General features: G+C 69.4%; 28 protein-coding genes. 23 read left to right on the top strand and 5 right to left on the bottom strand.

Features of this window, described 5'->3' with window-relative positions; translation table 11 throughout:
• The first annotated feature begins 6 nt into the window (after positions 1–6).
• From ACO0LV_RS10910 to ACO0LV_RS10870, 9 genes are all read left to right on the top strand, one after another.
• Complete coding sequence (locus ACO0LV_RS10910) at positions 7–828, top strand: cell division protein FtsQ/DivIB (protein ID WP_424787925.1); 822 nt, start codon at positions 7–9, stop codon at positions 826–828.
• 135 nt (positions 829–963) lie between these two features.
• Complete coding sequence (gene ftsZ / locus ACO0LV_RS10905; protein WP_424787924.1) at positions 964–2,205, top strand: cell division protein FtsZ; 1,242 nt, start codon at positions 964–966, stop codon at positions 2,203–2,205.
• Positions 2,183–2,932, top strand: coding sequence for a polyphenol oxidase family protein (locus ACO0LV_RS10900; protein ID WP_424787923.1), 750 nt, complete (start codon positions 2,183–2,185; stop codon positions 2,930–2,932). The genes ftsZ and ACO0LV_RS10900 overlap by 23 nt, the downstream gene beginning before the upstream one ends.
• 94 nt (positions 2,933–3,026) lie before the next feature.
• Entirely contained in the window at positions 3,027–3,476 is a 450-nt protein-coding gene (locus ACO0LV_RS10895; protein WP_424787922.1) for a cell division protein SepF, read from the top strand.
• 7 nt (positions 3,477–3,483) lie between these two features.
• Positions 3,484–3,774 carry a YggT family protein gene (locus ACO0LV_RS10890; RefSeq protein ID WP_424787921.1) on the top strand — a complete coding sequence of 97 codons (291 nt, stop codon included), beginning with the start codon at positions 3,484–3,486 and terminating at the stop codon, positions 3,772–3,774.
• 94 nt (positions 3,775–3,868) lie between these two features.
• Positions 3,869–4,591: a DivIVA domain-containing protein gene (locus ACO0LV_RS10885; RefSeq protein ID WP_424787920.1), complete on the top strand. Its 723-nt coding sequence runs from the start codon at positions 3,869–3,871 to the stop codon at positions 4,589–4,591.
• A 3-nt stretch (positions 4,592–4,594) separates the two neighbouring features.
• Positions 4,595–5,182: a signal peptidase II gene (gene lspA, locus ACO0LV_RS10880; protein WP_424787919.1), complete on the top strand. Its 588-nt coding sequence runs from the start codon at positions 4,595–4,597 to the stop codon at positions 5,180–5,182.
• Positions 5,175–6,104, top strand: coding sequence for an RluA family pseudouridine synthase (locus tag ACO0LV_RS10875; RefSeq protein WP_424787918.1), 930 nt, complete (start codon positions 5,175–5,177; stop codon positions 6,102–6,104). Before lspA ends, ACO0LV_RS10875 begins: the two co-directional genes overlap by 8 nt.
• Positions 6,101–6,583: a GNAT family N-acetyltransferase gene (locus ACO0LV_RS10870; protein ID WP_424787917.1), complete on the top strand. Its 483-nt coding sequence runs from the start codon at positions 6,101–6,103 to the stop codon at positions 6,581–6,583. Before ACO0LV_RS10875 ends, ACO0LV_RS10870 begins: the two co-directional genes overlap by 4 nt.
• On the opposite strand, the gene ACO0LV_RS10865 is transcribed toward ACO0LV_RS10870, so the two are convergent.
• A complete protein-coding gene (locus tag ACO0LV_RS10865; RefSeq protein ID WP_424787916.1) occupies positions 6,540–7,787 on the bottom strand; it encodes an aminotransferase class I/II-fold pyridoxal phosphate-dependent enzyme in 1,248 nt (415 codons plus the stop codon). The two genes, ACO0LV_RS10870 and ACO0LV_RS10865, sit on opposite strands and share 44 nt — an antisense overlap.
• A gap of 82 nt (positions 7,788–7,869) precedes the next feature.
• Here ACO0LV_RS10865 and dnaE point away from each other — a divergent pair, with 82 nt between their 5' ends.
• Positions 7,870–11,412 carry a DNA polymerase III subunit alpha gene (dnaE, locus tag ACO0LV_RS10860; RefSeq protein ID WP_424787915.1) on the top strand — a complete coding sequence of 1,181 codons (3,543 nt, stop codon included), beginning with the start codon at positions 7,870–7,872 and terminating at the stop codon, positions 11,410–11,412.
• Positions 11,413–11,424: 12 nt separating this feature from the next.
• Here the strand turns inward: dnaE and ACO0LV_RS10855 are convergent, their stop codons facing one another.
• Complete coding sequence (locus ACO0LV_RS10855; RefSeq protein WP_424787914.1) at positions 11,425–11,670, bottom strand: RNA-binding S4 domain-containing protein; 246 nt, start codon at positions 11,668–11,670, stop codon at positions 11,425–11,427.
• 36 nt (positions 11,671–11,706) lie between these two features.
• On the opposite strand from ACO0LV_RS10855, the gene hisD reads away from it, so the two are divergent.
• Together hisD and ACO0LV_RS10845 are read left to right on the top strand one after the other, a co-directional pair.
• Positions 11,707–13,035 carry a histidinol dehydrogenase gene (hisD, locus tag ACO0LV_RS10850; protein ID WP_424787913.1) on the top strand — a complete coding sequence of 443 codons (1,329 nt, stop codon included), beginning with the start codon at positions 11,707–11,709 and terminating at the stop codon, positions 13,033–13,035.
• A 74-nt stretch (positions 13,036–13,109) separates the two neighbouring features.
• The gene (locus ACO0LV_RS10845; protein ID WP_424787912.1) at positions 13,110–13,394 is read left to right on the top strand and encodes a PspC domain-containing protein; all 285 of its coding nucleotides are present in this window, start codon (positions 13,110–13,112) and stop codon (positions 13,392–13,394) included.
• A 47-nt stretch (positions 13,395–13,441) separates the two neighbouring features.
• Here the strand turns inward: ACO0LV_RS10845 and ACO0LV_RS10840 are convergent, their stop codons facing one another.
• The gene (locus tag ACO0LV_RS10840; protein ID WP_424787911.1) at positions 13,442–13,975 is read right to left on the bottom strand and encodes an HNH endonuclease signature motif containing protein; all 534 of its coding nucleotides are present in this window, start codon (positions 13,973–13,975) and stop codon (positions 13,442–13,444) included.
• 574 nt (positions 13,976–14,549) lie between these two features.
• On the opposite strand from ACO0LV_RS10840, the gene ACO0LV_RS10835 reads away from it, so the two are divergent.
• From ACO0LV_RS10835 to ACO0LV_RS10785, 11 genes are all read left to right on the top strand, one after another.
• Entirely contained in the window at positions 14,550–15,656 is a 1,107-nt protein-coding gene (locus ACO0LV_RS10835; RefSeq protein WP_424787910.1) for a histidinol-phosphate transaminase, read from the top strand.
• The gene (gene hisB / locus ACO0LV_RS10830) at positions 15,653–16,255 is read left to right on the top strand and encodes an imidazoleglycerol-phosphate dehydratase HisB (protein WP_424787909.1); all 603 of its coding nucleotides are present in this window, start codon (positions 15,653–15,655) and stop codon (positions 16,253–16,255) included. Before ACO0LV_RS10835 ends, hisB begins: the two co-directional genes overlap by 4 nt.
• Positions 16,252–16,950 carry a hypothetical protein gene (locus ACO0LV_RS10825; RefSeq protein WP_424787908.1) on the top strand — a complete coding sequence of 233 codons (699 nt, stop codon included), beginning with the start codon at positions 16,252–16,254 and terminating at the stop codon, positions 16,948–16,950. The genes hisB and ACO0LV_RS10825 overlap by 4 nt, the downstream gene beginning before the upstream one ends.
• Complete coding sequence (hisH, locus tag ACO0LV_RS10820) at positions 16,947–17,585, top strand: imidazole glycerol phosphate synthase subunit HisH (protein ID WP_424787907.1); 639 nt, start codon at positions 16,947–16,949, stop codon at positions 17,583–17,585. Before ACO0LV_RS10825 ends, hisH begins: the two co-directional genes overlap by 4 nt.
• Positions 17,586–17,593: 8 nt before the next feature.
• Positions 17,594–18,322, top strand: coding sequence for a bifunctional 1-(5-phosphoribosyl)-5-((5-phosphoribosylamino)methylideneamino)imidazole-4-carboxamide isomerase/phosphoribosylanthranilate isomerase PriA (priA, locus tag ACO0LV_RS10815; protein ID WP_424787906.1), 729 nt, complete (start codon positions 17,594–17,596; stop codon positions 18,320–18,322).
• Entirely contained in the window at positions 18,322–18,990 is a 669-nt protein-coding gene (locus tag ACO0LV_RS10810; protein WP_424787905.1) for an SseB family protein, read from the top strand. The genes priA and ACO0LV_RS10810 overlap by 1 nt, the downstream gene beginning before the upstream one ends.
• A gap of 179 nt (positions 18,991–19,169) precedes the next feature.
• Entirely contained in the window at positions 19,170–19,793 is a 624-nt protein-coding gene (infC, locus tag ACO0LV_RS10805; protein WP_424787904.1) for a translation initiation factor IF-3, read from the top strand.
• Positions 19,794–19,845: 52 nt separating this feature from the next.
• Entirely contained in the window at positions 19,846–20,040 is a 195-nt protein-coding gene (rpmI, locus tag ACO0LV_RS10800) for a 50S ribosomal protein L35 (RefSeq protein WP_424787903.1), read from the top strand.
• 31 nt (positions 20,041–20,071) lie between these two features.
• Positions 20,072–20,455: a 50S ribosomal protein L20 gene (gene rplT, locus ACO0LV_RS10795; protein WP_424787902.1), complete on the top strand. Its 384-nt coding sequence runs from the start codon at positions 20,072–20,074 to the stop codon at positions 20,453–20,455.
• A gap of 33 nt (positions 20,456–20,488) precedes the next feature.
• Positions 20,489–21,331, top strand: a complete 843-nt coding sequence (locus ACO0LV_RS10790) for a TrmH family RNA methyltransferase (RefSeq protein ID WP_424787901.1) — start codon at positions 20,489–20,491, stop codon at positions 21,329–21,331.
• Positions 21,331–22,029: a nucleoside/nucleotide kinase family protein gene (locus ACO0LV_RS10785; protein WP_424787900.1), complete on the top strand. Its 699-nt coding sequence runs from the start codon at positions 21,331–21,333 to the stop codon at positions 22,027–22,029. Before ACO0LV_RS10790 ends, ACO0LV_RS10785 begins: the two co-directional genes overlap by 1 nt.
• On the opposite strand, the gene ACO0LV_RS10780 is transcribed toward ACO0LV_RS10785, so the two are convergent.
• A complete protein-coding gene (locus ACO0LV_RS10780) occupies positions 22,002–22,337 on the bottom strand; it encodes a ribbon-helix-helix protein, CopG family (protein ID WP_424787899.1) in 336 nt (111 codons plus the stop codon). The genes ACO0LV_RS10785 and ACO0LV_RS10780 overlap by 28 nt on opposite strands.
• Positions 22,334–22,603, bottom strand: coding sequence for a hypothetical protein (locus ACO0LV_RS10775; RefSeq protein WP_424787898.1), 270 nt, complete (start codon positions 22,601–22,603; stop codon positions 22,334–22,336). The genes ACO0LV_RS10780 and ACO0LV_RS10775 overlap by 4 nt, the downstream gene beginning before the upstream one ends.
• Between the last annotated feature and the right edge of the window lie 43 nt (positions 22,604–22,646).

Below are 22,646 nucleotides of genomic sequence, written 5' to 3'. Positions count from 1 at the left end.
GCGCCGGTGAGCCCGCGCCCCCCGGGCGGGACGCCGCTGCGACGCCCCGGCAGGCCGGTGGCGGCCGAGGCCGACTCGGGCGCACCACAGCGCCGGATCTCCACCCAGTTCGGTGCCCGGCTGGCCGAACGCCGCCGGGCGCTCCGGCGACTGCGGTGGCGCACCATCGCGATCGTGGCCGCAGCGGTGCTGGCGGTGGCCGTGGTGGTCTACCTGGTGCTGTTCTCCCCGGTGCTGGCGCTGCGCGCGCAGGAGGTACGGATCACCGGCGCCTCCGACCTGGTCGAGGTCGAGCAGATCCACGACCTGCTGGCCGCACACGACGGGCAGCCGCTGGTCCGGCTGGATACCACGGCACTGGCCTGGGAGGTCGAGGAGGTGACCGGCGTGCTCTCGGCCGATCTGGTGCGCGAGTGGCCACACGGGGTGCAGGTCCAGATCACACCGCGCACTCCCGTTGCGACGGTGCCCGACGAGGGGGAGTACCTGGTGCTCGACGGTGATGCGGTCGAACTGCAGGTGACGCCTGAGCCGCGCGAGGACCTCCCGCTGGTGGAGGTGGAGGTCGGCACCGAGACCTCCGCGGCCTCACTGGAGGCCGCGGTCACGGTGCTCGGCGCCCTGCCACCGGAGTTGTTCGATCAGGTCACCGCCGCCGGCGCGGCCAGCCCGGACCAGGTCGAACTCGAACTCACCGACGGTGCGGTGGTGGTGTGGGGGAGTGCGGAGGAGAACGAACTGAAGGCAGCCGTCCTCACGACGCTGCGTCAGGTACCGGCCGAGGTGTACGACGTGTCGGCGCCACGTAACCCCATCACCCGGGGCTGAGCAGAATCTCAAGGCCGACACGCCCCGCTAGGTCGTTGCCGCCGGGGTGCGGCGGACATAGCGTCATCGCTGTGAGGAAATGACATAACTCTAAACCTTAAGTAGAGGTTGAGGGTTTGACGAGAGGGAAGTGACGTGGCGGCACCGCAGAACTATCTAGCGGTCATCAAGGTAGTGGGTATCGGCGGTGGTGGAGTCAACGCCGTCAACCGGATGATCGAGGTCGGATTGAAAGGCGTGGAGTTCGTCGCCGTCAATACCGACGCCCAGGCACTGCTGATGAGCGATGCCGACGTCAAACTCGACGTCGGCCGTGACCTGACCCGCGGGCTTGGGGCAGGAGCCGATCCCGAGGTGGGCAAGAAGGCCGCCGAGGATCACACCGAGGAGATCGAGGAGGTGCTGCGCGGGGCGGACATGGTCTTCGTCACCGCCGGTGAGGGCGGAGGCACCGGGACCGGTGGCGCGCCCGTGGTCGCGAAGATCGCCCGGTCCCTGGGCGCGCTCACGATCGGGGTGGTGACCCGCCCGTTCACCTTCGAGGGCCGGCGGCGCGGAGTGCAGGCCGACGCCGGCATCGAGGCCCTGCGCAATGAGGTGGACACCCTCATCGTGATCCCGAACGACCGGTTGCTGTCCATCTCCGACCGCGGGGTCTCGGTCCTGGATGCCTTCCGGAGCGCGGACCAGGTGCTGCTCTCGGGTGTGCAGGGGATCACCGACCTGATCACCACCCCGGGCCTGATCAACCTGGACTTCGCGGACGTGAAGTCGGTGATGCAGGGGGCCGGCAGCGCCCTGATGGGGATCGGCTCCTCGCGTGGCGACGACCGTGCCGTGCAGGCCTCGGAACTGGCGATCTCCTCGCCACTGCTGGAAGCCAGCATCGATGGCGCCCACGGGGTGTTGTTGTCGATCCAGGGCGGCTCCGACCTGGGCCTGTTCGAGATCCACGAGGCGGCCCGGTTGGTCCAGGAGGCTGCCCACCCCGAGGCGAACATCATCTTCGGCGCCGTCATCGACGACGCCCTCGGCGACGAGGTGCGGGTCACCGTGATCGCGGCAGGATTCGACGGCGGCAGCCCGACCCCGACGGACGGGAGCAGGTCGATTGCGCACCCGGAGCCCAAGGTGGAGCGGACCCCGGAGCCCGTGGCGCCGGCCGAGCGTGCGGTACCCACCGTGATCGACGCCGACGAACACGCAACCGCCGGGCGCGTCCCGGTGGCGGCGCACACCAACGGCGCACCGAAAGCCCCTTCGGCGCAGAGCCCCGCGGGCCCCCCGACCCAGGGGCTTGAGGTCCCGCGCATCTTCGACGAGGCGCCCCGCCGGCGGCGGGACGACGATCTGGATGTGCCCGAGTTCCTCAAGTAGGGCCGACGGCGCTGACGCCGACACCGTGATCCGGGTCGACCTCGGCCCGGATGCGCGCGGACTGTTCACCACCCGCGCCGGCGGTGTCAGCGCGCCGCCGTTCCAGGCGCTGAACCTCGGGGGCGCGGCCGGCGACGACCCGGACCATGTGCGGACCAACAGGGCCATCGCCGCCGAGCTCCTCGGCGGGCCGGTCGCCTACGCCCGGCAGGTCCACGGCACCGACGTGCTCGAGCCGGGCTGTACCGACGGCACCGGTGACGCGCTGCTGGGGACGGGCAGCGGCGTCGGGGTCCTGGTAGCGGATTGCGTTCCGGTGCTGCTGGCCGGGCCGGGCCTGGTCGCCGCGGTGCACGCCGGGCGCCGGGGTCTCCTGGCCGGGGTGGTGCAGAACGCACTCGCTGCGATGCAAGCCCGGGGTGCCGGCGCCTCCCACGCCGTCATCGGTCCGGCGATCTGCGGCCGGTGCTACGAGGTTCCCGCCCACCTGCGCGCGGACGCCGAGGCGGTCGACCCCGCACTCGGCGGCACCACGAGCTGGGGCACCCCCTCGATCGATCTCGCCGCCGGAGTGGCCGCTGTGCTCCACCGGGCCAGGGTGCCCCACATCGACGACGTGGGCCTGTGCACCTATGAGGACCGCCGGTTCTACTCCTACCGTCGGGACGGCCGGACCGGCCGGTTTGCCGGACTGGTTGCGCTCGGCGGCCGCGACACGCCGCGGTGACCTGCCCTGACGCGGTTCGGTGCTGGTCTAGCGTCGGAACCAACAGAACGCATCCTCACAGCGCACGCTGTGGGCGAGGGAACGAGGAGCACCCATGGCCGGAACGCTGCGCAAGTCGATGCTCTGGCTCGGGCTGTCCGAGCCGGAGGCTGAGGAGCACGAGGACTACGTGGACTACGACGACGAGGAGCCGGGTGAGCAGACCCCCCCGGCAGAAGTGACCCCGATCAGCCGCGCCGCGTCGCACAGGGACTCGGGCAGTCTACGGCGGATCACGACGGTGCACCCCCGCACCTACAACGATGCCAAGACCATCGGCGAGGCGTTCCGCTCCGGAACCCCGGTGATCATGAACCTCACCGACATGACCGACGCCGAGGCCAAGCGCCTGGTGGATTTCTCCGCCGGCCTGGTGTTCGGGCTGCGCGGCGCTATCGAGCGGGTCACCAACAAGGTGTTCCTGCTCTCACCTGCCACGGTGGAGATTGCCAACGAGGAGCGGGAGCCGGAGACTGCTCAGGCAAGGTTCTTCAACCAGAGTTAGGTCTTGAGTGTCCGTCGTCCTGAGCGTTCTGTATCTGGCTGTACTGCTCTACGTGGTCCTGCTGCTGGTCCGGCTCGTGTTCAACTGGGTGCAGCAATTCGCCCGGGATTGGAAGCCCCAGGGCGTGACCTTGGTTGTGGCTGAACTCACCTTCACCGTCACCGATCCGCCGCTGCGAGCGGTCCGCAGGGTCATTCCGCCGTTGCGAATCGGCGCCGTTGCCCTAGATTTGGGCTTCATCCTGGTGTTCATTGCCTGTTCCCTGCTCCTCGGGATTATTCAGCCGCATACGCTGTAGTCGGGCGTATCCTGTAGCAGGGCACGGGCGGAACTCCGCTAACGTACAAGTAGGTGGCATCCGCCACCCGATCAACAATCCGAGGTAGCTGAAAATGGCACTGCTGACTGCGGACGACGTCCTCAACAAGAAATTCCAACCGACGAAGTTCCGCGAGGGGTACGACCAGGATGAGGTCGATGACTTCCTCGACGAGGTCGTGGCTACCTTGCGGGTGGTCTCCGGCGAGAACGAGGAACTCAAGGCCAAACTCGAGGCTGCCGAGGCACGCATCGCAGAACTCAGCGCCGGCACCCCGGCCGACGAGACCGCCAACCTCGGTGTAGTGGCGGCTGCGCACTCGACCGAACAGGCCCCCGAAGAACCTTCACCGGCCGAGCCGTCCGCGGCATCCCCGGTGGAGCCGGAGCCGTCCCAGCCGAGCGCAGCCGATGCGACCCCGGCAGCCGGCATTGCCGCCGCGCAGAGCGGCGAACCCGAGTCGGCCACCGGCATGCTGCAACTGGCGCAGCGCCTGCACGACGAGTACGTCGCCAACGGCAAGGCCGAGGCGGACCGGATCCTGACCGAAGCCCGTACCGAGGGCGAGCAGATCGTCAACGAGGCCGAGGAGAAGCGTACTCGCACCCTGAACCAGCTCGAGGGCGAGCGCTCCCTACTGGAGCGCAAGATCGACGAACTCCGGGTCTTCGAGCGTGATTACCGCACCCGGCTGAAGAGCTATCTGGAAGGGCTGCTCAGCGACGTCGAGGGCCGTGGTTCCGGCCTGAGCGGCTATGGCGGCGGGAGTTCGGAGAACGACCTGCGCCGTCCGTGATCGGTGAGCGAGTCCTCGAGTAGCAGTACCGGCGGGAACCGCGCCGCACCCGCCTCCCGGTCCCGGGCGCTGGCCTACCTGGTGGTCCTGACCCTGGCAGTGCTCGGTGTGGACCAGGCCACGAAGATCGTGGTGCTGGCAACCCTGGAACCCGGCGCGTACCACCCGGTGCTGGGGGACTGGTTCGGCCTGCAACTGGTGTTCAACCCCGGTGCGGCCTTCTCCCTGGCCACCGGACTGACCTGGGTGTTCACCGTCGCCGCCACCGTCGTCACGGTGGTGATCCTGGTCGCAGCGCCCCGGTTGCGCTCCCGGGCGTGGGCGATCGGACTCGGGCTGCTGCTGGGGGGAAACCTGGGCAACCTGGCCGACCGCCTCTTCCGCGACCCCGGTTTCGCCCAGGGGCACGTGGTGGACTTTCTCAACTACGCGGGTCTGGTGATCGGCAACGTCGCCGACATCGCGATCGTGGTGGCCGCTCCGATGATCGCGATCCTACTGATCCGCGGGGTGGGGCTGGACGGACTCCGTGAGCACGACTCCGCGGGCACCCCTGCGGTGTCCTCCGCCCCGCAGGAAGACCATGGCTGACCACCGCGCCCTACCGGTGCCCGAGGGACTCGAGGGCCAGCGTGCCGATGCCGCGCTGGGCCGCCTGCTCGGGCTGAGCCGCACGAAGGCCGCCGAGTTGCTCGGCGCCGGCGCGGTGACCATGGACGGGGACGTCGTCGGCAAGTCCGACCGGCTCCGGTCCGGGGCGTGGCTGGAACTCCGGTTGCCCGAGGCGCCCCCCGACGCGGCCCCGGCTCCACCCGAGCCGGTCCCGGGCATGGTGATCCGCCTCGACGACGACGACATCGTGGTGGTGGACAAGCCGGTGGGCGTGGCCGCCCACCCGAGCCCCGGCTGGGACGGCCCCACGGTGGTGGGAGCGCTGATGGCCGCCGGGTACCGGGTCTCCACCTCCGGGGCAGCCGAACGCCAGGGCGTGGTGCACCGCCTCGACGTGGGCACCTCCGGGCTGATGATGGTGGCCAAGAGCGAGCGTGCCTACACGGCGCTGAAGCGGGCGTTCAAGGAGCGCACCGTGACCAAGATCTACCACGCCGTCGTGCAGGGACACCCCGACCCCTCGGCCGGCACGATCGACGCCCCGATCGGGAGGCACCCACGGCACGACTACAAGTGGGCGGTGGTAGCCGGAGGCCGCGAGTCCATCACGCACTACTCCACGCTGGAGGCGATGCGCGCGGCCAGCCTGTTGCGGATCCACCTGGAAACCGGACGCACCCATCAGATCCGCGTGCACTCCTCGGCGATCGGGCACCCGTGCGTCGGCGACCTGACCTACGGCGCCGATCCGGTGCTGGCCCGCAGGCTCGGCCTGCGCCGGCAGTGGCTGCACGCGATGGCACTGGGCTTTGACCACCCGGCCACCGGGCAGCCGCTCATGATCGAATCGACCTACCCCGAGGACCTGGCCGGAGCCCTGGAGGAATTGCGGCAGCCATGAGGATCGAACGTGTACATGGACTCTCCGGACTGGCCCGCGTGCACGGGCTGCGCTGGACGGTGTTCGTGGAGGAGCAGGGTGTGCTGCCCGCCGAGGAACTCGACGGGCGGGATGAGTCCGACTCCAGCGTGCACCTGATCGCGGTGGACCCCGACTTCCGCGACGTGGGAACCGCGCGGATGCTGACCGACGCCGAGCAGCCGGGCGTCGTGCACGCCACCAGGGTCGCGGTTCTCACCGAGGCCCGGGGCCAGGGGGTCGGTCGGGCCCTGATGGCCGAGCTGGAACGGATCGCCTACACCGAGTTCGCCGTCGACGGGCAGGTGCGGGTGGAGTTGTCCGCCCAGGAGACCGCGCTGCCCTTCTACGAGTCCCTGGGGTACGAGATCGGCGCCGAGCGCTACCTCGATGCCAGGATGTGGCACCGCGACGCGGTCAAGGTGCTGACGTCTGCGCCAGACGCTGCAGAGCCGCGTTGAGCACGTCCCAGGACTTGGTGAAGGTGAACCGCACCGATGCGGCGAGATCCCGGTCGGCCCGGCTGCCGGGCACGGTGAAGGCACTCACCGGCACCGCGGCCACCCCGGCCAACTCCGGCAGGGCGCGGCACAGCGCCGCTCCGTCGGCCAGACCGTGCCGTTCCAGCCACGTCGAGGAATCGGCGATGACGAAGTAGCATCCCCGCGGCCGCACGACCTCGAAGCCCGCCTCGGTCAGGCCCGTCATGAGCAGGTCGCGCCGGGCGGACAGGTCGGCGGCGAGTTCGCCGACCCAGTGCTGATCAGGACCGGGGGTGATCTCCAGGTTCAGGGCGGTGGCCACCGCGGGCTGGAACGGGGCGCCGCCGGTGTAGGTGAGGAACTGCTTGATGCTGACCAGTGCCGTGATCAGATCCGCCGGACCGCTGGCCCAGCCCACCTTCCAACCGGTCACCGAGAACGTCTTGCCCGCCGAGGAGATCGTCACCGTCCGCTCGAACATGCCCGGCAGGGTGGCGATCGGGATGTGCCGGGCGCCGTCGTAGGTCAGGTGCTCATAGACCTCGTCCGAGACCACGACCGCGTCGTGGGCGATGGCCAGTTCGGCGATCAGCGCCAGGTCCTCGGCGCTGAGCACCGCACCGGTGGGGTTGTGCGGGCTGTTCAGCAGCACCACGGCGGTGCGCTCACTGAAAGCAGCCCGCAGGGCCTCGGCGTCCACGGTGAACCCCTGATCGGCGTGGCCCACCAGCGGAGCGCTCACGTGGGTGGCGCCGGCCATCGCGATCACGGCGGCGTAGGAGTCGTAGTAGGGCTCCAGAGTCAGCACCTCATCGCCCGGTCCGGCCAGGGCCAGGATCGACGCCGCGATCGCCTCGGTGGCCCCGTTGGAGACCGTGATCTGGTTGCCGGGGTCCAGGTCGATGCCGTAGTGGCGGCTCTGATGCGCCGCGATCGCTTCCCGTAACGGCACGATCCCGTTGCCCGGCGGGTACTGGTTCATCCCCTCGGCGATAGCGGTGCGCGCGGCCTCGGTGACCGTGGCCGGGCCGTCGGAGTCGGGAAAGCCCTGACCCAGGTTCAACGCCCCGGTCCGCTGGGCCAGCGCCGTCATCTCGGCGAAGATCGTGGGCCGTGTCCCACCCTCACCGTCGTCCAAACCGGCTGCCCGGACTACCTCGTGCCATCGCTTGCTCGTGCCCATGCTGCCACCCTATGCCCGGTCCACGCACGCGCCCGGTGAGCCGTCCGGCTGCTGTGGGCGAGCCCGCCTAGACTCGGGTGCCATGGCCGCCGATTTCGCTCACCTGCACGTCCACACCGAGTACTCGATGCTGGACGGGGCGGCACGGTTGGACGATCTGTTCGCCGAGGCAGCCCGGCTCGGGCAGACCTCGCTGGCCACGACCGACCACGGGTATCTCTTCGGGGCCTACGACTTCTGGCGCACCGCCCGCAAGCACGACATCAATCCGATCATCGGCGTGGAGGCCTACGTCACCCCGGGTACCTCCCGGTTCGACAAGACCCGCGTGCAATGGGGGGAGGGCTCCCAGGGCGGTGATGACGTCTCCGCCCGCGGCGCCTACACGCACATGACGTTGCTGGCCAAGAACAACACCGGGATGCACAACCTGTTCCGGATGAGTTCGCTGGCGTCCCTGGAAGGTCAGATGGGCAAGTGGCCCCGGATGGACCGGGACCTGCTGTCCACCTACGCCGAGGGGTTGATCGGCACCACCGGTTGTGTGTCGGGGGAGGTGCAGACCCGCCTGCGCCTGGGCCAGTGGGACGAGGCGGTCCGGGCCGCCACCGAGTTGCAGGACATCTTCGGGCGGGAGAACTACTACGTCGAGATCATGGATCACGGCATCGAGATCGAACGCCGGACCATCACCGACCTGATCCGGCTGGCCGAGCACATCGGCGCGCCGCTGCTGGCCACCAACGACCTGCACTACACCAAGCGCGAGGACGCTCACGCCCACGAGGCGCTGCTGTGCGTGAACTCCGGTTCCCGGCTCACCGAGCCGTCATACGCGCAGGGCGGGTCCCGGTTCGCCTTCGAGGGAGAGGAGTTCTACCTCAAGTCCGGTGCGGAGATGCGTGAGCTGTTCCGCGACTACCCCCAGGCGTGCGACAACACCCTGCTGGTGGCCGAGCAGTGTGAGGTCACCTTCACCGAGGAGGTCGGTCGGTACATGCCGCACTTCCCGGTTCCCGAGGGTGAGGACGAGGTCTCCTACTTCACCCAGCAGGTCGAACTCGGGTTGCACCAGCGTTACCCGAACGGCATTCCCGACGATGTGCGCGCCCAGGCGAACTACGAGCACGAGGTGATCACCTCCAAGGGGTACGCCGGCTACTACCTGGTGGTGGCCGACTTCATCAACTGGGCCAAGTCCCAGGGCATCCGGGTGGGCCCGGGCCGTGGCTCGGGAGCCGGGTCGATGGCCGCCTACGCGATGGGCATCACCGGATTGGACCCGCTGAAGAACGGGCTGATCTTCGAGCGGTTCCTCAACCCCGAGCGGATGAGCCTGCCCGACTTCGACATCGACTTCGATGAGCGCCGCCGCGGCGAGGTGATCCGCTACGTCTCGGACAAGTACGGCGAGGACAAAGTCGCCTACATCGTCACCTACGGCACCATCAAGGCCAAGCAGGCGCTGAAGGACGCCAGCCGGGTCCTGGACTATCCGTTCGCGATGGGTGAGAAACTCACCAAGGCGATGCCGCCGGCGGTGATGGGCAAGGATGTCTCCCTGGCGGGGATGTTCAACGCCGATGACTCCCGCTACGCCGAGGCCGGGGAGTTCCGCCAACTCATCAGCGAGGACCCCGACGCGGCCAAAGTACTCGAGACGGCCAAGGGCCTGGAGGGCCTGAAGCGCCAGTGGGGTGTGCACGCCGCCGGAGTGATCATCGCCAGCGAGCCGCTGATCGACATCATCCCGATCATGCGGCGCGAGCAGGATGGTGCGGTCATCACCCAGGTGGACTTCCCCGCCGGGGAGGACCTGGGCCTGGTGAAGATGGACTTCCTGGGCCTGCGGAACCTGACCATCCTGGAAGACGCGCTGATCAACATCGAGGTCAACGGCAAGGACCCGGTGATCGTCGAGGACCTGCCGATGGACGACCGCGAGACCTACGCACTTCTCGGGCGCGGCGACACCCTCGGTCTGTTCCAGCTCGACGGTGGCGGGATGCGCACGCTGCTACGGCAGATGCGCCCGGACAACTTCGAGGACATCTCCGCGGTCGGTGCGTTGTACCGGCCCGGCCCGATGGGCGCCAACTCCCACACCAACTACGCCCTGCGCAAGAACGGCCTGCAGGACATCACCCCGCTGCACCCGGCACTGGCCGGGCCCCTGGACGAGATCCTCGGCACCACCTATGGGCTGATCGTCTACCAGGAGCAGGTGATGGAGATCGCCCAGAAACTCGCCGGGTACACCCTGGGTGAGGCGGACCTGCTCCGCCGGGCGATGGGCAAGAAGAAGCGGGAGGTCCTGGACGCCGAGTTCGACAAGTTCCACGCCGGGATGCGTGTGCGGGACTATCCCGAGGCGGCGATCAAGGCGCTGTGGGAAGTCCTGGTCCCGTTCAGTGACTACGCCTTCAACAAGGCCCACTCCGCGGCCTATGGGCTGGTGTCCTACTGGACCGCCTACCTCAAGGCCCACTACCCGGCCGAGTACATGGCCGCCCTGCTCACCTCCACCCGGGATGACAAGGACAAGTCCGCCCTCTATCTGAACGAGTGCCGCCGGATGGGCATCACGGTGCTGCCCCCGGATGTGAACGCCTCCGAGGGAACATTCACCCCGGTGGGCGATGACATCCGGTTCGGGCTGCGGGCGGTCCGCAACGTCGGTGACAACGTCGTCAGGGCGATCGTGGCCACCCGTGCGGACAAGGGCGCCTTCACCTCCTTCACGGACTTCCTGGACAAGGTGCCTGCGGTGGTGTGCAACAAGCGCACCATCGAATCGCTGATCAAAGCCGGTGCGTTCGACTCCCTGGGACACACCCGCCGGTCGTTGCTGCTCATCCACGAGCAGGCCGTTGACGCCGTGATCGGGGTCAAGCGGAAGGAGGCCGAGGGCCAGTTCGACCTGTTCGCCGGACTCGGTGACGCCGATGACGAGGTGTCCCTGACCGTGGAGGTCCCCGACCTGCCCGAGTGGGACAAGAAGCAGAAACTCGCCTTCGAGCGCGAGATGCTCGGGTTGTACGTCTCCGACCATCCGCTGTCCGGTATCGAGCACGTGCTCACCAAGGCCGCCGATGTGCCGATCGCGACCCTGCTGGCCGATGAGGCGCGACCTGACGGGTCCACCGTCACCGTGGCCGGGCTGATCACCTCGGTCGCCCGCAAGGTCTCCAAGCAGGGCAACACCTGGGCGGCGGTGACCATCGAGGACATGGCCGGCAGCGTCGAGGTGATGTTCTTCGGGGAGACCTACCTGGCCTACTCCACCGCCCTGGCCGAGGACACCGTGGTGGTGCTGCGCGGCCGGTTGCGCCGGCGCGACGACTCCCTGGCCCTGCAGGCGATGGAGATGTCCCTGCCGGACGTGTCGGTCAGCGATGATGCCCCGATGACGGTCAGCCTCGCCGAGTACCGCTGCACCACCCCGGTGGTCCAGCAGTTGCGCGACATCCTGTCCACCCACCCCGGTGTGACCGAGGTGCGGCTGCGACTGACCTCACCCGGCCGGGCCACCGTGCTTCGGCTGGACGATCAGCTCCGGGTGGAGCGCACGCCCGCGCTGTACGGGGACCTCAAGGCGCTGCTGGGGCCGCACTGCGTGGCCTGAGCAGCACTGATCTCACCCGCTCACCCGCAGATAGGTCCAGCCGGCCGGTGTTTCGATGCCGATGACATCCCCGCGGTTCAGTTGCCTGCCGCGGCGTGCCTCGATCTCACCGTTGACGGTCACCGCGGCCTCGGCGAGCAGCGCCTTGACCTCGATCCCGTCCTCGGCGACGCCGGCTAACTTGAGGAACTGGCCCAGCCGGATCATCTCGTCGCGAATCGCCACGTCCTGCGGATCGGTCTGCGGTGTTGAGGGCATCACCTCATCATGGCAGCGCGCGTAGACTCATGCCTCGTGATGCGCACGATCGACCTTCGTAACACCGCACCCTCTGCGGCCCACCTGCGCCGGGTGCTTCCCCGGGCCGAGGTGGACGTTGCGGCCGCGATCGAGACCGTCAGGCCCATCCTGGAACGTGTCCGCCAGGAGGGGGCCCCGGCGATCGCGGACTACACCGAGGCGTTCGACGGCGTGACACCGGCCTCCATGCGGGTGCCGCAGGAGGTGCTCGCCCGGGCACTGGCCGGGCTCGTCCCGGATCTGCGGGCGGCGCTCACCGAGGCGATCGGTCGGGCCCGGAAAGCCCACCGCGCCCAGTTACCCGGCGCCGCCCGCACCACCTTCGGCCCCGGTGCACAGGTCCACCAGCGGTGGGTCCCGGTGCGTCGGGTGGGTCTGTACGTACCCGGGGGACTGGCGGTCTACCCCTCCTCGGTGGTGATGAACGTGGTGCCGGCCCAGGAGGCCGGGGTGACGGCACTGGCGGTGGCCAGTCCGCCACAGAAGGACAACGACGGCTGGCCCGATCCGGTGGTGCTGGCCAGCTGCGCCCTGCTCGGGGTGGAGGAGGTCTACGCCGTCGGGGGCGCTCAGGCGGTGGGCATGTTCGCCCACGGTGTCGAGGCCGCGCCGGGAGCCGGGGCGGAGAATGCCTGCGAACCGGTCGACGTGATCACCGGCCCGGGCAACATCTACGTGGCGGCGGCCAAACGCGCGGTACTGGGTCTGGTCGGCATCGACTCCGAGGCCGGCACCACCGAGATCGCCGTCCTGGCCGATGAGACCGCGCAACCCGCCTATGTGGCCGCGGACCTGATCTCCCAAGCCGAGCACGATCCGGCGGCGGCCTCGGTCCTGATCACCGACTCGGGAGCGCTGGCCGATCAGGTCGCCGGGCAGATCGAGGCCCAGACCGAGTTGGCCAAGCATGCCGAGCGGATCCGGCGGGCGCTGACCGGCCCGCAGTCGGCGGTGGTGCTGGTGCAGGACCTGGACCAGGGCGTGCAGGTCGTCAACGCCTATGCGGCCGAGCACCTGGAGATCCACACCCGCAATGCCGCGCAGGTGGCCGAGCGGGTGCACAACGCCGGAGCGATCTTCCTCGGCTCCCACTCGCCGGTGCCGCTGGGGGACTACCTGGCTGGGTCCAACCACGTGCTGCCCACCGGTGGGACCGCACGGTTCGCCAGCGGCCTGGGGGTGATGGCCTATCTGAAGTCGATGCAGGTGATCGACTACGACGCGGCCGGTCTCGCCGAGGTCACCGACCACCTCGTGGCCCTGGCCGCGGCGGAGGACCTACCGGCCCACGGCACCGCCGTAGTGCTTCGCCGGACGGAGTAGGGGCGGAGGCTCAGGGTCGTCTCCGGGTGTTCCCCGATGGCGCACGTTGCCAGCGGTTCCCTACTCTTGGGTCCATGGACTCCTTCTTCGACGTCATCCGTAATCTCGGCTTCCGGCGCGGACCACGCCGGGTGCTGGCCGGCCTCGCCGGCGGCATCGCCGACGCCACCAATCTCGACGTGGTGCTGGTGCGGGTGTTGATGATTGTTGCGATGCTGCTGCCGGTGCTCGGACCCACCCTGTACATCGTGCTGTGGATCCTGCTCCCCTGGCAGGACGGCACCATCCCGCTGCAGCGGCTGGTGAACCAGTACCGCACCAACAGGAACAGCGACGCACCGACGATCGTGCCGGAGTAGCGCTCCCCGCCGGGCCCGTCCCCCGCACTTGGCGCGGGAGTCTCCGGCTAGGCCGCGGCAGCCGGGTATGACCACTGGCGGGCCGCCCGCAGGCGCTCGATCTCCCAGTTGCCCGCGATCACGCTGACGGCCCACTTCAGGTTCATCGGCCCACCGTTGACGGGGCTCAGGGCCTCGCCATGCGCCGGGTCCGCGGGGACCTCGGTTCCGGTCGGTGCGTCCGGCGGGGCAGGACCGAGGTCGCAAACCCCGGGGAGAGGCATCCCGTCGGGGTCGATGACCTGGACGTGGTCGCGCCTCATCGTCAGTGCGAAGCCGCCCTCATGGAGCAGACGGTTGTGCTGACCGCACAGCAGCACGAGGTTGTCCAGTTCGATCGGCCCGCCGTGGGCCCAGTGCTGCACATGGATGTACCGGCGCCGGTCACAAGCCGGGAAGCGGCACCCCTGATCGCGCGCCCGCAGCACTCGCATGAGGGCGGCATTGGATGTGCGGGTGCGCTGCCCGACGTCGATGGTGCGGCCCGGATGGGTGCTCGGCACCGCGTTGTAGGCCGTGTCGCCATCGTGCAGGTGTAGCACCACGCCGGTGTCACACGTCAGCCGTCGCGCGATCTCAGGGTGCAGCGCCGGGCCGAGTTCGAGCCTGGCAGAGCCGACCGACGCCTGGCATGTTCCTCAGCCCCTTCCGGCGCCGCTGCTGAGCCGGAAGCAGTCGATGGCCCGTTGGGATCGGTACTGCCCAGGTAGTCCCGTGCCAATTGGTTCGCACCGGCTCCACGGGCGACGTCAGGGCGCGAACCTTGGAGTAACTGAGCAGGCCCGCTTGAAAGTCGACGCTGATCAGCGGCAGCCCCGGGAGCGCCCGGGCTACCCGGATGTGCTCGCGCGCGGCCGTGGGACTCATCCCGCAGCGCCAACTGAGCCAGTGGCTGGCTGAGACGAAGCCGTGCTGACGCCCGCCGTCGACGGCGTCGAACGCGGACAGCGACTCCAGGAACCGGCAGGTGAACGCGGCGATGTGGGAGGCCAGGCCGCAGATCTCTCGGACAGTGCCTCCCGACGCTCCCGCGGAAGCGCGACGGAGCGAATCTGCTGACGCTTCCGCGCCGGGCGCGGGGCCGACCGCCGGGGCACACGTTCTAGACTCACCGGTGTGACCCTGCCGCTACGCCCGGACCTGATCGGGATCGAACCCTACGGCGCCCCCCAGTTGGACGTGCCGGTCCCGTTGAACACCAACGAGAACCCCTACCCGCCACCGGAGCAGGTGGTGGCCGACATCGCCGATTCCGTCGCCCGCGCCGCGGCGGGTGTGAACCGGTACCCGGACCGGGACTTCGTGGGCCTACGGACCGAACTGGCCGGCTATCTGGCGGTCGAGTCCGGTGCGGATGAACTGCGGGCGGAGAACATCTGGGCCGCCAACGGTTCGAACGAGGTCATGCTGCACCTGCTGCAGGCCTACGGCGGCCCGGGCCGGACGGTGCTGTCCTTCGCGCCGACCTATTCGATGTACCCCGAGTACGCCCGGGACACCTTCACCACCTACGTCGCCGGCACGCGGACGCCGGACTTCCGCCTGGGCGCCGAGCACGCGCTGGAGCAGATCGCGCAGGTGCGCCCCGCCGTCGTCCTGATCGCCAGCCCGAACAACCCCACCGGTACCGCGATGGACATCGAGACCATCAGCGCGATCGCCGCCGGGACCACCGACACCGGCCCCGACGGCGCCGCTAGCCTCGTGGTGATCGACGAGGCCTACGCAGAGTTCCGGCGGGAGGGCACGGCCAGCGCGTTGAGCATCCGGCCCTACCACCCGCACCTGGTGGTGGCGAGGACCATGTCGAAGGCCTTCGCCTTCGCCGGCGCCCGGGTGGGCTACCTGGCCGCGGCCGCAGAGGTGGTCGATGCCCTGCGCGTGGTCCGGCTGCCCTACCACCTCTCGGCCATCACCCAGGCGGTGGCCCGCACCGCCCTGGCCCACGCACCGGTGCTGCAGGAGGGCGTGGCCGCACTGCGCGTCACGCGCGATGAATGCGTGGCATGGCTGCGTGCGCAGGGCTTCACGGTTGCGGACTCCGACGCGAATTTCGTGCTGTTCGGCACCTTCACCGACCGGCACCGCATCTGGCAGGGGCTGGTGGACCGAGGTGTGTTGATCAGGGAGACTGGGCCTGCGGGATACTTGAGGGTCTCGATCGGGACCGAAGCGGACATGGCCGCCTTCCGCGGCGCATTGAAGGAGGTGACCAGCCGGTGAGTTCACGCACCGCGAAGGTCGAACGCAGCACGTCGGAGTCCACCGTCAGCGTCGAGGTCAACCTGGATGGCACCGGCGCCACCGACATCTCCACCACAGTGCCGTTCTACGACCACATGCTCACCGCGCTGGGCAAGCACTCCCTGATCGACCTGACCGTCCGGGCCGAGGGCGACACCGAGATCGACGCCCACCACACCGTGGAGGACACCGCGATCGCGCTCGGCCAGGCCCTGCGCCAGGCCCTGGGGGACAAGCGCGGCATCGCTCGATTCGGTGACGCCCTGGTGCCGCTGGACGAGGCCCTGGCCCGGGCCGTGGTGGACATCTCCGGGCGTCCCTACGTGGTGCACTCCGGGGAGCCGGAGGCCCAGGCCCACCACCTGATCGGCGGGCACTTCACCGGCTCCCTCACCGGGCACGTCTTCGAGTCGCTGGCCTACCACGCCGGAATCTGCCTGCACGTTCACCTGCTCTCCGGGCGGGACCCGCACCACATCGCCGAGGCCCAGTTCAAGGCGTTGGCCAGGGCGCTGCGCGCAGCGGTCGCACCCGACGCGCGGGTGGACGGGGTGCCCTCCACCAAGGGGGCGTTGTGACCGCGGTACCGCCCGGGGATGACGACGGCGACCGTGAGGAGCGGGTCGAGGACGAACGCCTCAACGGCGACGCCTTCGACCAGGCGGCCTTCGACGCCGCCTTCGCGGCCGAGTTCGGTCAGGCCACCGAACCCGACCGCCCCGCCGCCGCGCCGACCGAGCGCCCTGATGAGATTGATCACGCCGACGGCAGTGCGGGCACCGAAAGCACCGACCAGCGCCGGATCATCGCGGTGGTGCTGACCCCGATCCGTTCGGCCGCGGCCCTGGCCGCGCTGTGCGCGATGGCCTCCATCGACGCCCACGTGATCGCCTCCAGGAACGGGGCGCTGGCCGTGCGCACCATCACCGGCCCCGTCGATGAGACCGAACTGCTGCTCACCGGCGCCCCGGCCGAGGCCGTGGACTTGGCCCAGACCCTGTCCCGCACGGCCAAACTCGGGGTGGTGCTGCTCACCGCGAACCTCGGCAGCGGGCAGGACGGGCCCAGCGGCACCATCACCGGCCGGGAGTACACCGGCGGGGAACCGGGGAAGGAGGTGCCGGCCGGGCTGGTGCTGGCGAATGCCGACGACGTCCTGGAGTCCCTGCTGATCGGCGCCCTGGACCCACTGGATGCGCCCGGACGGATCGATCCGGCCAAGGTACAGCGCCCCGGGGGCCTGTTCGGAACCCGACGGCGCAAAAAGCAATGACCATCCCGCTCGTGCCGCGGGTAGCGGTGCTGGACTACGGATCGGGGAACGTGCGCTCGGTGGTCCGAGCCCTGCGCCGAGCCGGGGCGCGGGTGGACCTGACCGCCCGGCCCGAGGCGGTAGCGGGCGCCGACGGCTTGGTGGTGCCCGGCGTGGGGGCCTTCGCCTCGGTGATGGTCGCCCTGGAACAGGTCGGAGCACCGCAGATGATCGGTGCGCGGTTGGCCGCCGGCCGGCCGGTGCTGGGCATCTGCGTGGGCCTGCAGGTGATGTTCAGCGACGGACTCGAGCACGGCGTGCACACCCGCGGCCTGGGACACTGGGCCGGCCGGGTGGAGCGCCTGGACGCCCCCGTGGTCCCGCATATGGGCTGGTCCACCCTCGAGCCACCACCGGACAGCGCCCTGTTCGCCGGACTGGAGCAGGAGCGGTTCTACTTCGTACACTCCTACGCCGCCCGGTCCGCCCCGGCGCACCTGCGCACCACCTGGTCCACCCACGGCAGTCCCGAGCGGAACACCCGGTTCGTGGCCGCGGTGGAGAACGGATCGCTCAGCGCCACCCAGTTCCACCCGGAGAAGTCCGGCGCCGCCGGCGCCGCGCTGCTGCGCAACTGGCTGACCACCCTGACCTGAGGAGACCCTTGAGCACACTTGAACTACTCCCCGCCGTTGACGTGGCGCAGGGCCAGGCCGTGCGCCTGGTGCAGGGAGAAGCCGGCACCGAGACCAACTACGGCCCACCACTGGAGGCAGCGCTGACCTGGCAGCGCGACGGCGCCTCCTGGGTGCACCTGGTGGACCTGGACGCCGCGTTCGGACGCGGTTCCAACGCCGACCTGCTCGCCGAGGTGGTCGGCGCGCTGGATATCGACGTGGAACTGTCCGGCGGGATCCGCGATGACGAATCGCTACAGCGCGCCCTGGCCACGGGCTGCGCTCGCGTGAACCTGGGCACCGCGGCACTGGAGGACCCGCAGTGGACGGCCAGGGTGATCGGGGAGTACGGGGACCGGATCGCCGTCGGGCTGGATGTGCGTGGCACCACCCTGGCCGCCCGCGGCTGGACCCGGGAGGGTGGGGACCTGTGGGAGGTGCTGGAGCGCCTGGAGACAGACGGGTGCGCACGTTACGTCGTCACCGACGTCACCAAGGACGGCACCATGCGAGGCCCGAACACCGACCTGCTCACCCAGGTGTGTGCCCGCACCGACGCCCCGGTGGTGGCATCCGGGGGGATCTCCAGCCTGGCCGACATCGCGGCCCTGGCCGAACTCACCCCGATCGGCGTCGAGGGGGCGATCGTGGGCAAGGCTCTGTACGCCGGTGCGTTCACCCTCGGCCAGGCCCTGGATGTGGCCGGGCGCTCCTGATGGCCCGGGAGTTGCCGCCGACGTCGGCCTTCGCCGGCGATGACGGCAGCACTGACCCCCATCTGGGTGCGGCCCTGGCGCTGACCGGTGCCGAGGAGCGGCTGCGGGCGGTGGTCGATGCCCTGGGCCGGGCTCGTCTGCTGGTACCGGTCGTGGCGATTGCGGGGGAGAAGCAGGCCTCGGCGGCCATGGTCACGGTGGCCACGCCCGATGGGCGCTCGGCGATGCCGGTGTTCTCGGCGCTGGCTACCCTGCACGCCTGGCGCACGGACGCCCGCCCGATCCCGGTGCCCGGTCCGCAGGTGGCCCTGGCCACAGTGACCGAGTCCGACGGCCTGCTCGTGCTGGACCCGGCCGGCCCGGTCCCGGTGCTGGTGCCCCGGCCCGCGGTGTGGGCGCTGGCTCAGGGCCGTACCTGGGTGCCACCGGCCGACGACGAGCAGTTGCGTGACCAGGTCGGTGCGGCACTGCGCACGGTGCCGGGGGTGGCGGCGGTGGAACTGGAAGACGCACCGGACGGGGCCACCCGGGTGGTCCTGGGGGTACCAGCAGGGCTGTCCCGCGCGCAGGTGGACCGGATCACGTCCCGGGCCGGGGCGGAACTGGCTCGGTGTGATCTTGTCGCCGAACGTGTCGACTCCGTTCAGTTGCGGTTGCGTGCGTGTTAGACTCATCGCTGACCAACCGGTCCTGACGGACCGGACCAAGCGGAGCCACTCCCACCCCTGCTCGACCGAACGGGTCACGCCGCACCAGAGCCTGGGTCCCGGTCGCGGGCAGTCGATGTCCGCACGAGCAAGCGCTCAGACCACAGGCCTCCGCACACCCGCGGGGGCCTTTCTCGTGGGTGGAAGCAGATCACCTCACGAAGGAGCCACACATCAGCGATCCCCGCATCAACGATCGGATTCGCGTCCCGGAAGTACGCCTGGTCGGCCCGAGCGGCGAGCAGGTAGGAGTTGTCCGGGTCGAAGACGCGCTGCGCCTTGCCGCCGAGGCCGATCTCGACCTGGTCGAGGTCGCGCCGGACGCCCGGCCGCCGGTTGCCAAGCTCATGGACTACGGCAAGTTCAAGTACGAGTCGGACATGAAGGCCCGTGACGCACGGCGCAACCAGGCACACACGGTCCTGAAGGAAATCAGGTTCCGGCTCAAGATCGACGAGCACGACTACGCCACCAAGAAGGGTCACGTCGAGCGGTTCCTCAAGGGCGGGGACAAGGTCAAGGTCATGATCATGTTCCGCGGACGCGAGCAGTCCCGGCCGGAGATGGGTATGCGGCTGCTGCAGCGCCTGGCCGAGGATGTGGAAGAACTCGGTCACGTGGAGTCCGTGCCGCGCCAGGACGGACGGAACATGACCATGGTGCTCGGCCCGAACACCAAGAAGTCCGAGGCGCGCAGCCAGCAGCGGCGCGACCGTCAGGCTCGAGAAGAAGCTCAGCAGAACGACGCGGCAACGTCGTCCTGAGACGTCCGCACCACGTCCCGGCCGGTGTGCCGGGAAGATCAAGGAAGAGGCCATGCCCAAGAACAAGACCAACTCCGGTGCCAAGAAGCGCTTCCGCGTCACCGGCTCGGGGAAGATCATGCGCCAGCGTGCGCGCCACGTGCACAAGTTCCAGGAACGAAGCAAGCGCCAGGCGCGCCGGCTGGTGAACGACGTGGTCGTTTCACCCGCGGACACCAAGAAGACCAAGAAACTGCTCGGCAAGTAAGCGCCCGGCACCACCAACCAAGGAGCATCACGTGGCACGCGTCAAGCGGGCGGTCAACGCCCATAAGAAGCGCCGGACGACACTGGAGCGCGCCAGCGGCTACCGCGGGCAGCGGTCCCGGCTGTACCGCAAGGCCAAGGAACAGGTCGACCACTCACTCAACTACGCCTACCGCGACCGCCGGGCCCGCAAGGGTGACTTCCGTCGGCTGTGGATCCAGCGGATCAATGCCGCCGCGCGTAGTTACGGCCTGACCTACAACCGGTTCATCCAGGGCCTGAAACTGGCCCAGGTGGAGGTGGACCGCCGCGTCCTGGCTGACCTGGCCGTCAACGACACCGAAGCCTTCGCGGCGCTGGTGAAGGTGGCCAAGAACGCCCTGCCGGAGGATGTGAACGCCCCGGCCTCGGCTTGAGCCGACCGAACACACCCACCAGAACGCCCGGACATGACTGATCTGATCGACCCGCGCGCCCCGCGGGTCCGCCGGATCCGGTCGTTGTCCGGGCGTTCGGTGCGTGTGCGGCAGGGCCGGTTCCTCATCGAGGGCCCCCAGGGAGTGCGAGCCGTGCTCAGGCACCGGCCGGATGTGGTTGTGCAGGTGTTCCTCACCCCGCAGGCAGCTGGGCGGCATCCTGACATTGCCGAACTGGCCCGGCAGGTGGCCCCACGGGACACACTGACCGGCACCGAGCCGGTGCTGGAGGCGATGAGCCCGGACGCCCAGGGGGTGCTGGCCATCGGCCGGATCGAGCCGGCCCCGGTGCCCGCCGCTCTCACCGGGACGCTGGTCGTCTACCTGCACGAGGTTCGCGACCCTGGTAATGCGGGAACGGTGATCCGGGCTGCCGATGCCGCCGGTGCCGGTGGGGTGATCCTGTCCGAGGCCAGTGTGGAACTGCACAACCCCAAGACAGTGCGCTCCAGCGCAGGGTCGGTATTCCACCTGCCGGTGACCACCGGCGCGGACCTGGCCGGCGCCGTGGCGCAGGCCCGTGCTGCGGGATTTCAGGTGCTGGCAGCTGACGGCGAGGGCACCGTCGATCTGGACGACCTCGCCGATGCTGCGGCCGGCCAGAGCGACGGCGCAGGTGCGGTGGGGGCGGTGGACCTGAGGCGCCCCACGATGTGGGTGTTCGGTAACGAGGCCCACGGGCTGACCCTGGCTGAACGTGGGTTGACCGACGCCGTAGTGCGCATCGGGATCGGCGGGCACGCGGAGTCCCTCAACCTGGCCATGGCCGCCACCTTGTGCCTGTTTGCCTCCGCGCGGGCGCAGCGGACCCCTTGATGCCTGCCACCGGACCAGTGCGGTTCCGCGCGACTGCGGAGCACCTCGATGACCTCCTCGCGCGCATCCAGCGCTTGCGGGGCGCGGGGCGGGTGATCGTCGGGGTCACTGGACCGCCCGGCGCCGGGAAATCCACGCTGACCGCCGCCCTGGCACAGGCGCTGCGCGCCGAGCAGGTGAGGTGCGCCGTCGTCGGGATGGATGGCTTCCATCTGGCGCAGGCCGAATTGGAGCGCCTGGGCCGGGCGGAACGTAAGGGCGCCCCGGACACCTTCGACGCCGATGGTTACCTCGCGCTGCTGCACCGGCTGCGCAGGCAGACCACCGGCACCGTCTATGCGCCGTTCTATGTGCGCGGGGCGGTGGAACAACCGATCGGATCGGCGGTCCCGGTGCACCCGGACGATGAGGTGGTGCTGACCGAGGGCAACTATCTGTTGCTGCCCACTGCTCCGTGGGATCAGGTTCCCGGGTTGGTCAAGGAGACCTGGTACGTGCACACTGCCGCGGACGTCCGGCGCGAATGGCTGCTGGCCCGGCACCTGGCCGGTGGCAAGTCGCATGCACAGGCGCTGGCCTTCACCGACGGCTCCGATGCCGCCAACGCGGCCCTGGTGGCCACCACCCGGAACCGCGCCGATGTGATCATCGACTGGGAGCAGTTACCGAGTCACGAAACCTCACGCAACTTGACATAGGCAGCGACGGCCTCGCGCACGATGTCGGACTCGTCGCGTTGCTCACGCTCGGCAAGGGCATGCACTCGATCCTTGAGAGCCTGGGGAACGCGCGCCCGGACCACGGGTGACGGGCCCCGCTTCGTCCCCGCCGGGGGACGCCCGACGGCGATCTGCACGACCTCTTGTTCGGTGGTCGCGCCGGTGGCATCCATCAGGGCACTACGAGCGGCAGCAGCAGCGGCCTCCCCGCGGCGGACGGTGCCCAGTTTCACGGTCAGGTCGCCACGCTCGGCACCGGCGGCGAGGTCGTCGTACTTGTCGGTCATTGTGCTTCTCCTTCGTACAGCAGGTGACGAAAGTTGTCGGTGAGAGGCATGACATGGAAGATGATGATCGTCCTCGGCGGACGATGCGCAGCGATTACCTCCAGGTAGCGGTCGGTCTGCTCATGTGGGTGACCGACGTACACGATGGTCTGCTCACCTGGCTCGCCGTCAACCTCTGCCGTTGCTTCGGCGTGCATCATCGCGTACAGCGCGTCCTCACGGGTCACACCGTGCTTGTCAGCGCTGAGGGTCCACTCAACTCCCACTACGGAACTGTAGCACAGAATGCGGCTACGCGCCGCTATTCGG

Source organism: Pseudactinotalea sp. Z1739, assembly GCF_049725055.1.
Classification (GTDB): Bacteria; Actinomycetota; Actinomycetes; order Actinomycetales; family Beutenbergiaceae; genus CALKWS01.
Note: the sequence above shows the minus strand (reverse complement) of the source record. Positions and strands in the feature narration are given on the sequence as shown.

Coding starts and splice junctions, on each gene's coding strand:
- ACO0LV_RS10900 (WP_424787923.1), top strand. CDS start 2,183: ATGTGCCCGAGTTCCTCAAGTAGGGCCGACGGCGCTGACGCCGACACC.
- ACO0LV_RS10895 (WP_424787922.1), top strand. CDS start 3,027: ATGGCCGGAACGCTGCGCAAGTCGATGCTCTGGCTCGGGCTGTCCGAG.
- ACO0LV_RS10885 (WP_424787920.1), top strand. CDS start 3,869: ATGGCACTGCTGACTGCGGACGACGTCCTCAACAAGAAATTCCAACCG.
- ACO0LV_RS10875 (WP_424787918.1), top strand. CDS start 5,175: ATGGCTGACCACCGCGCCCTACCGGTGCCCGAGGGACTCGAGGGCCAG.
- ACO0LV_RS10870 (WP_424787917.1), top strand. CDS start 6,101: ATGAGGATCGAACGTGTACATGGACTCTCCGGACTGGCCCGCGTGCAC.
- ACO0LV_RS10865 (WP_424787916.1), bottom strand. CDS start 7,787: ATGGGCACGAGCAAGCGATGGCACGAGGTAGTCCGGGCAGCCGGTTTG.
- dnaE (WP_424787915.1), top strand. CDS start 7,870: ATGGCCGCCGATTTCGCTCACCTGCACGTCCACACCGAGTACTCGATG.
- ACO0LV_RS10855 (WP_424787914.1), bottom strand. CDS start 11,670: ATGCCCTCAACACCGCAGACCGATCCGCAGGACGTGGCGATTCGCGAC.
- ACO0LV_RS10845 (WP_424787912.1), top strand. CDS start 13,110: ATGGACTCCTTCTTCGACGTCATCCGTAATCTCGGCTTCCGGCGCGGA.
- hisH (WP_424787907.1), top strand. CDS start 16,947: ATGACCATCCCGCTCGTGCCGCGGGTAGCGGTGCTGGACTACGGATCG.
- ACO0LV_RS10810 (WP_424787905.1), top strand. CDS start 18,322: ATGGCCCGGGAGTTGCCGCCGACGTCGGCCTTCGCCGGCGATGACGGC.
- rpmI (WP_424787903.1), top strand. CDS start 19,846: ATGCCCAAGAACAAGACCAACTCCGGTGCCAAGAAGCGCTTCCGCGTC.
- ACO0LV_RS10790 (WP_424787901.1), top strand. CDS start 20,489: ATGACTGATCTGATCGACCCGCGCGCCCCGCGGGTCCGCCGGATCCGG.
- ACO0LV_RS10785 (WP_424787900.1), top strand. CDS start 21,331: ATGCCTGCCACCGGACCAGTGCGGTTCCGCGCGACTGCGGAGCACCTC.
- ACO0LV_RS10780 (WP_424787899.1), bottom strand. CDS start 22,337: ATGACCGACAAGTACGACGACCTCGCCGCCGGTGCCGAGCGTGGCGAC.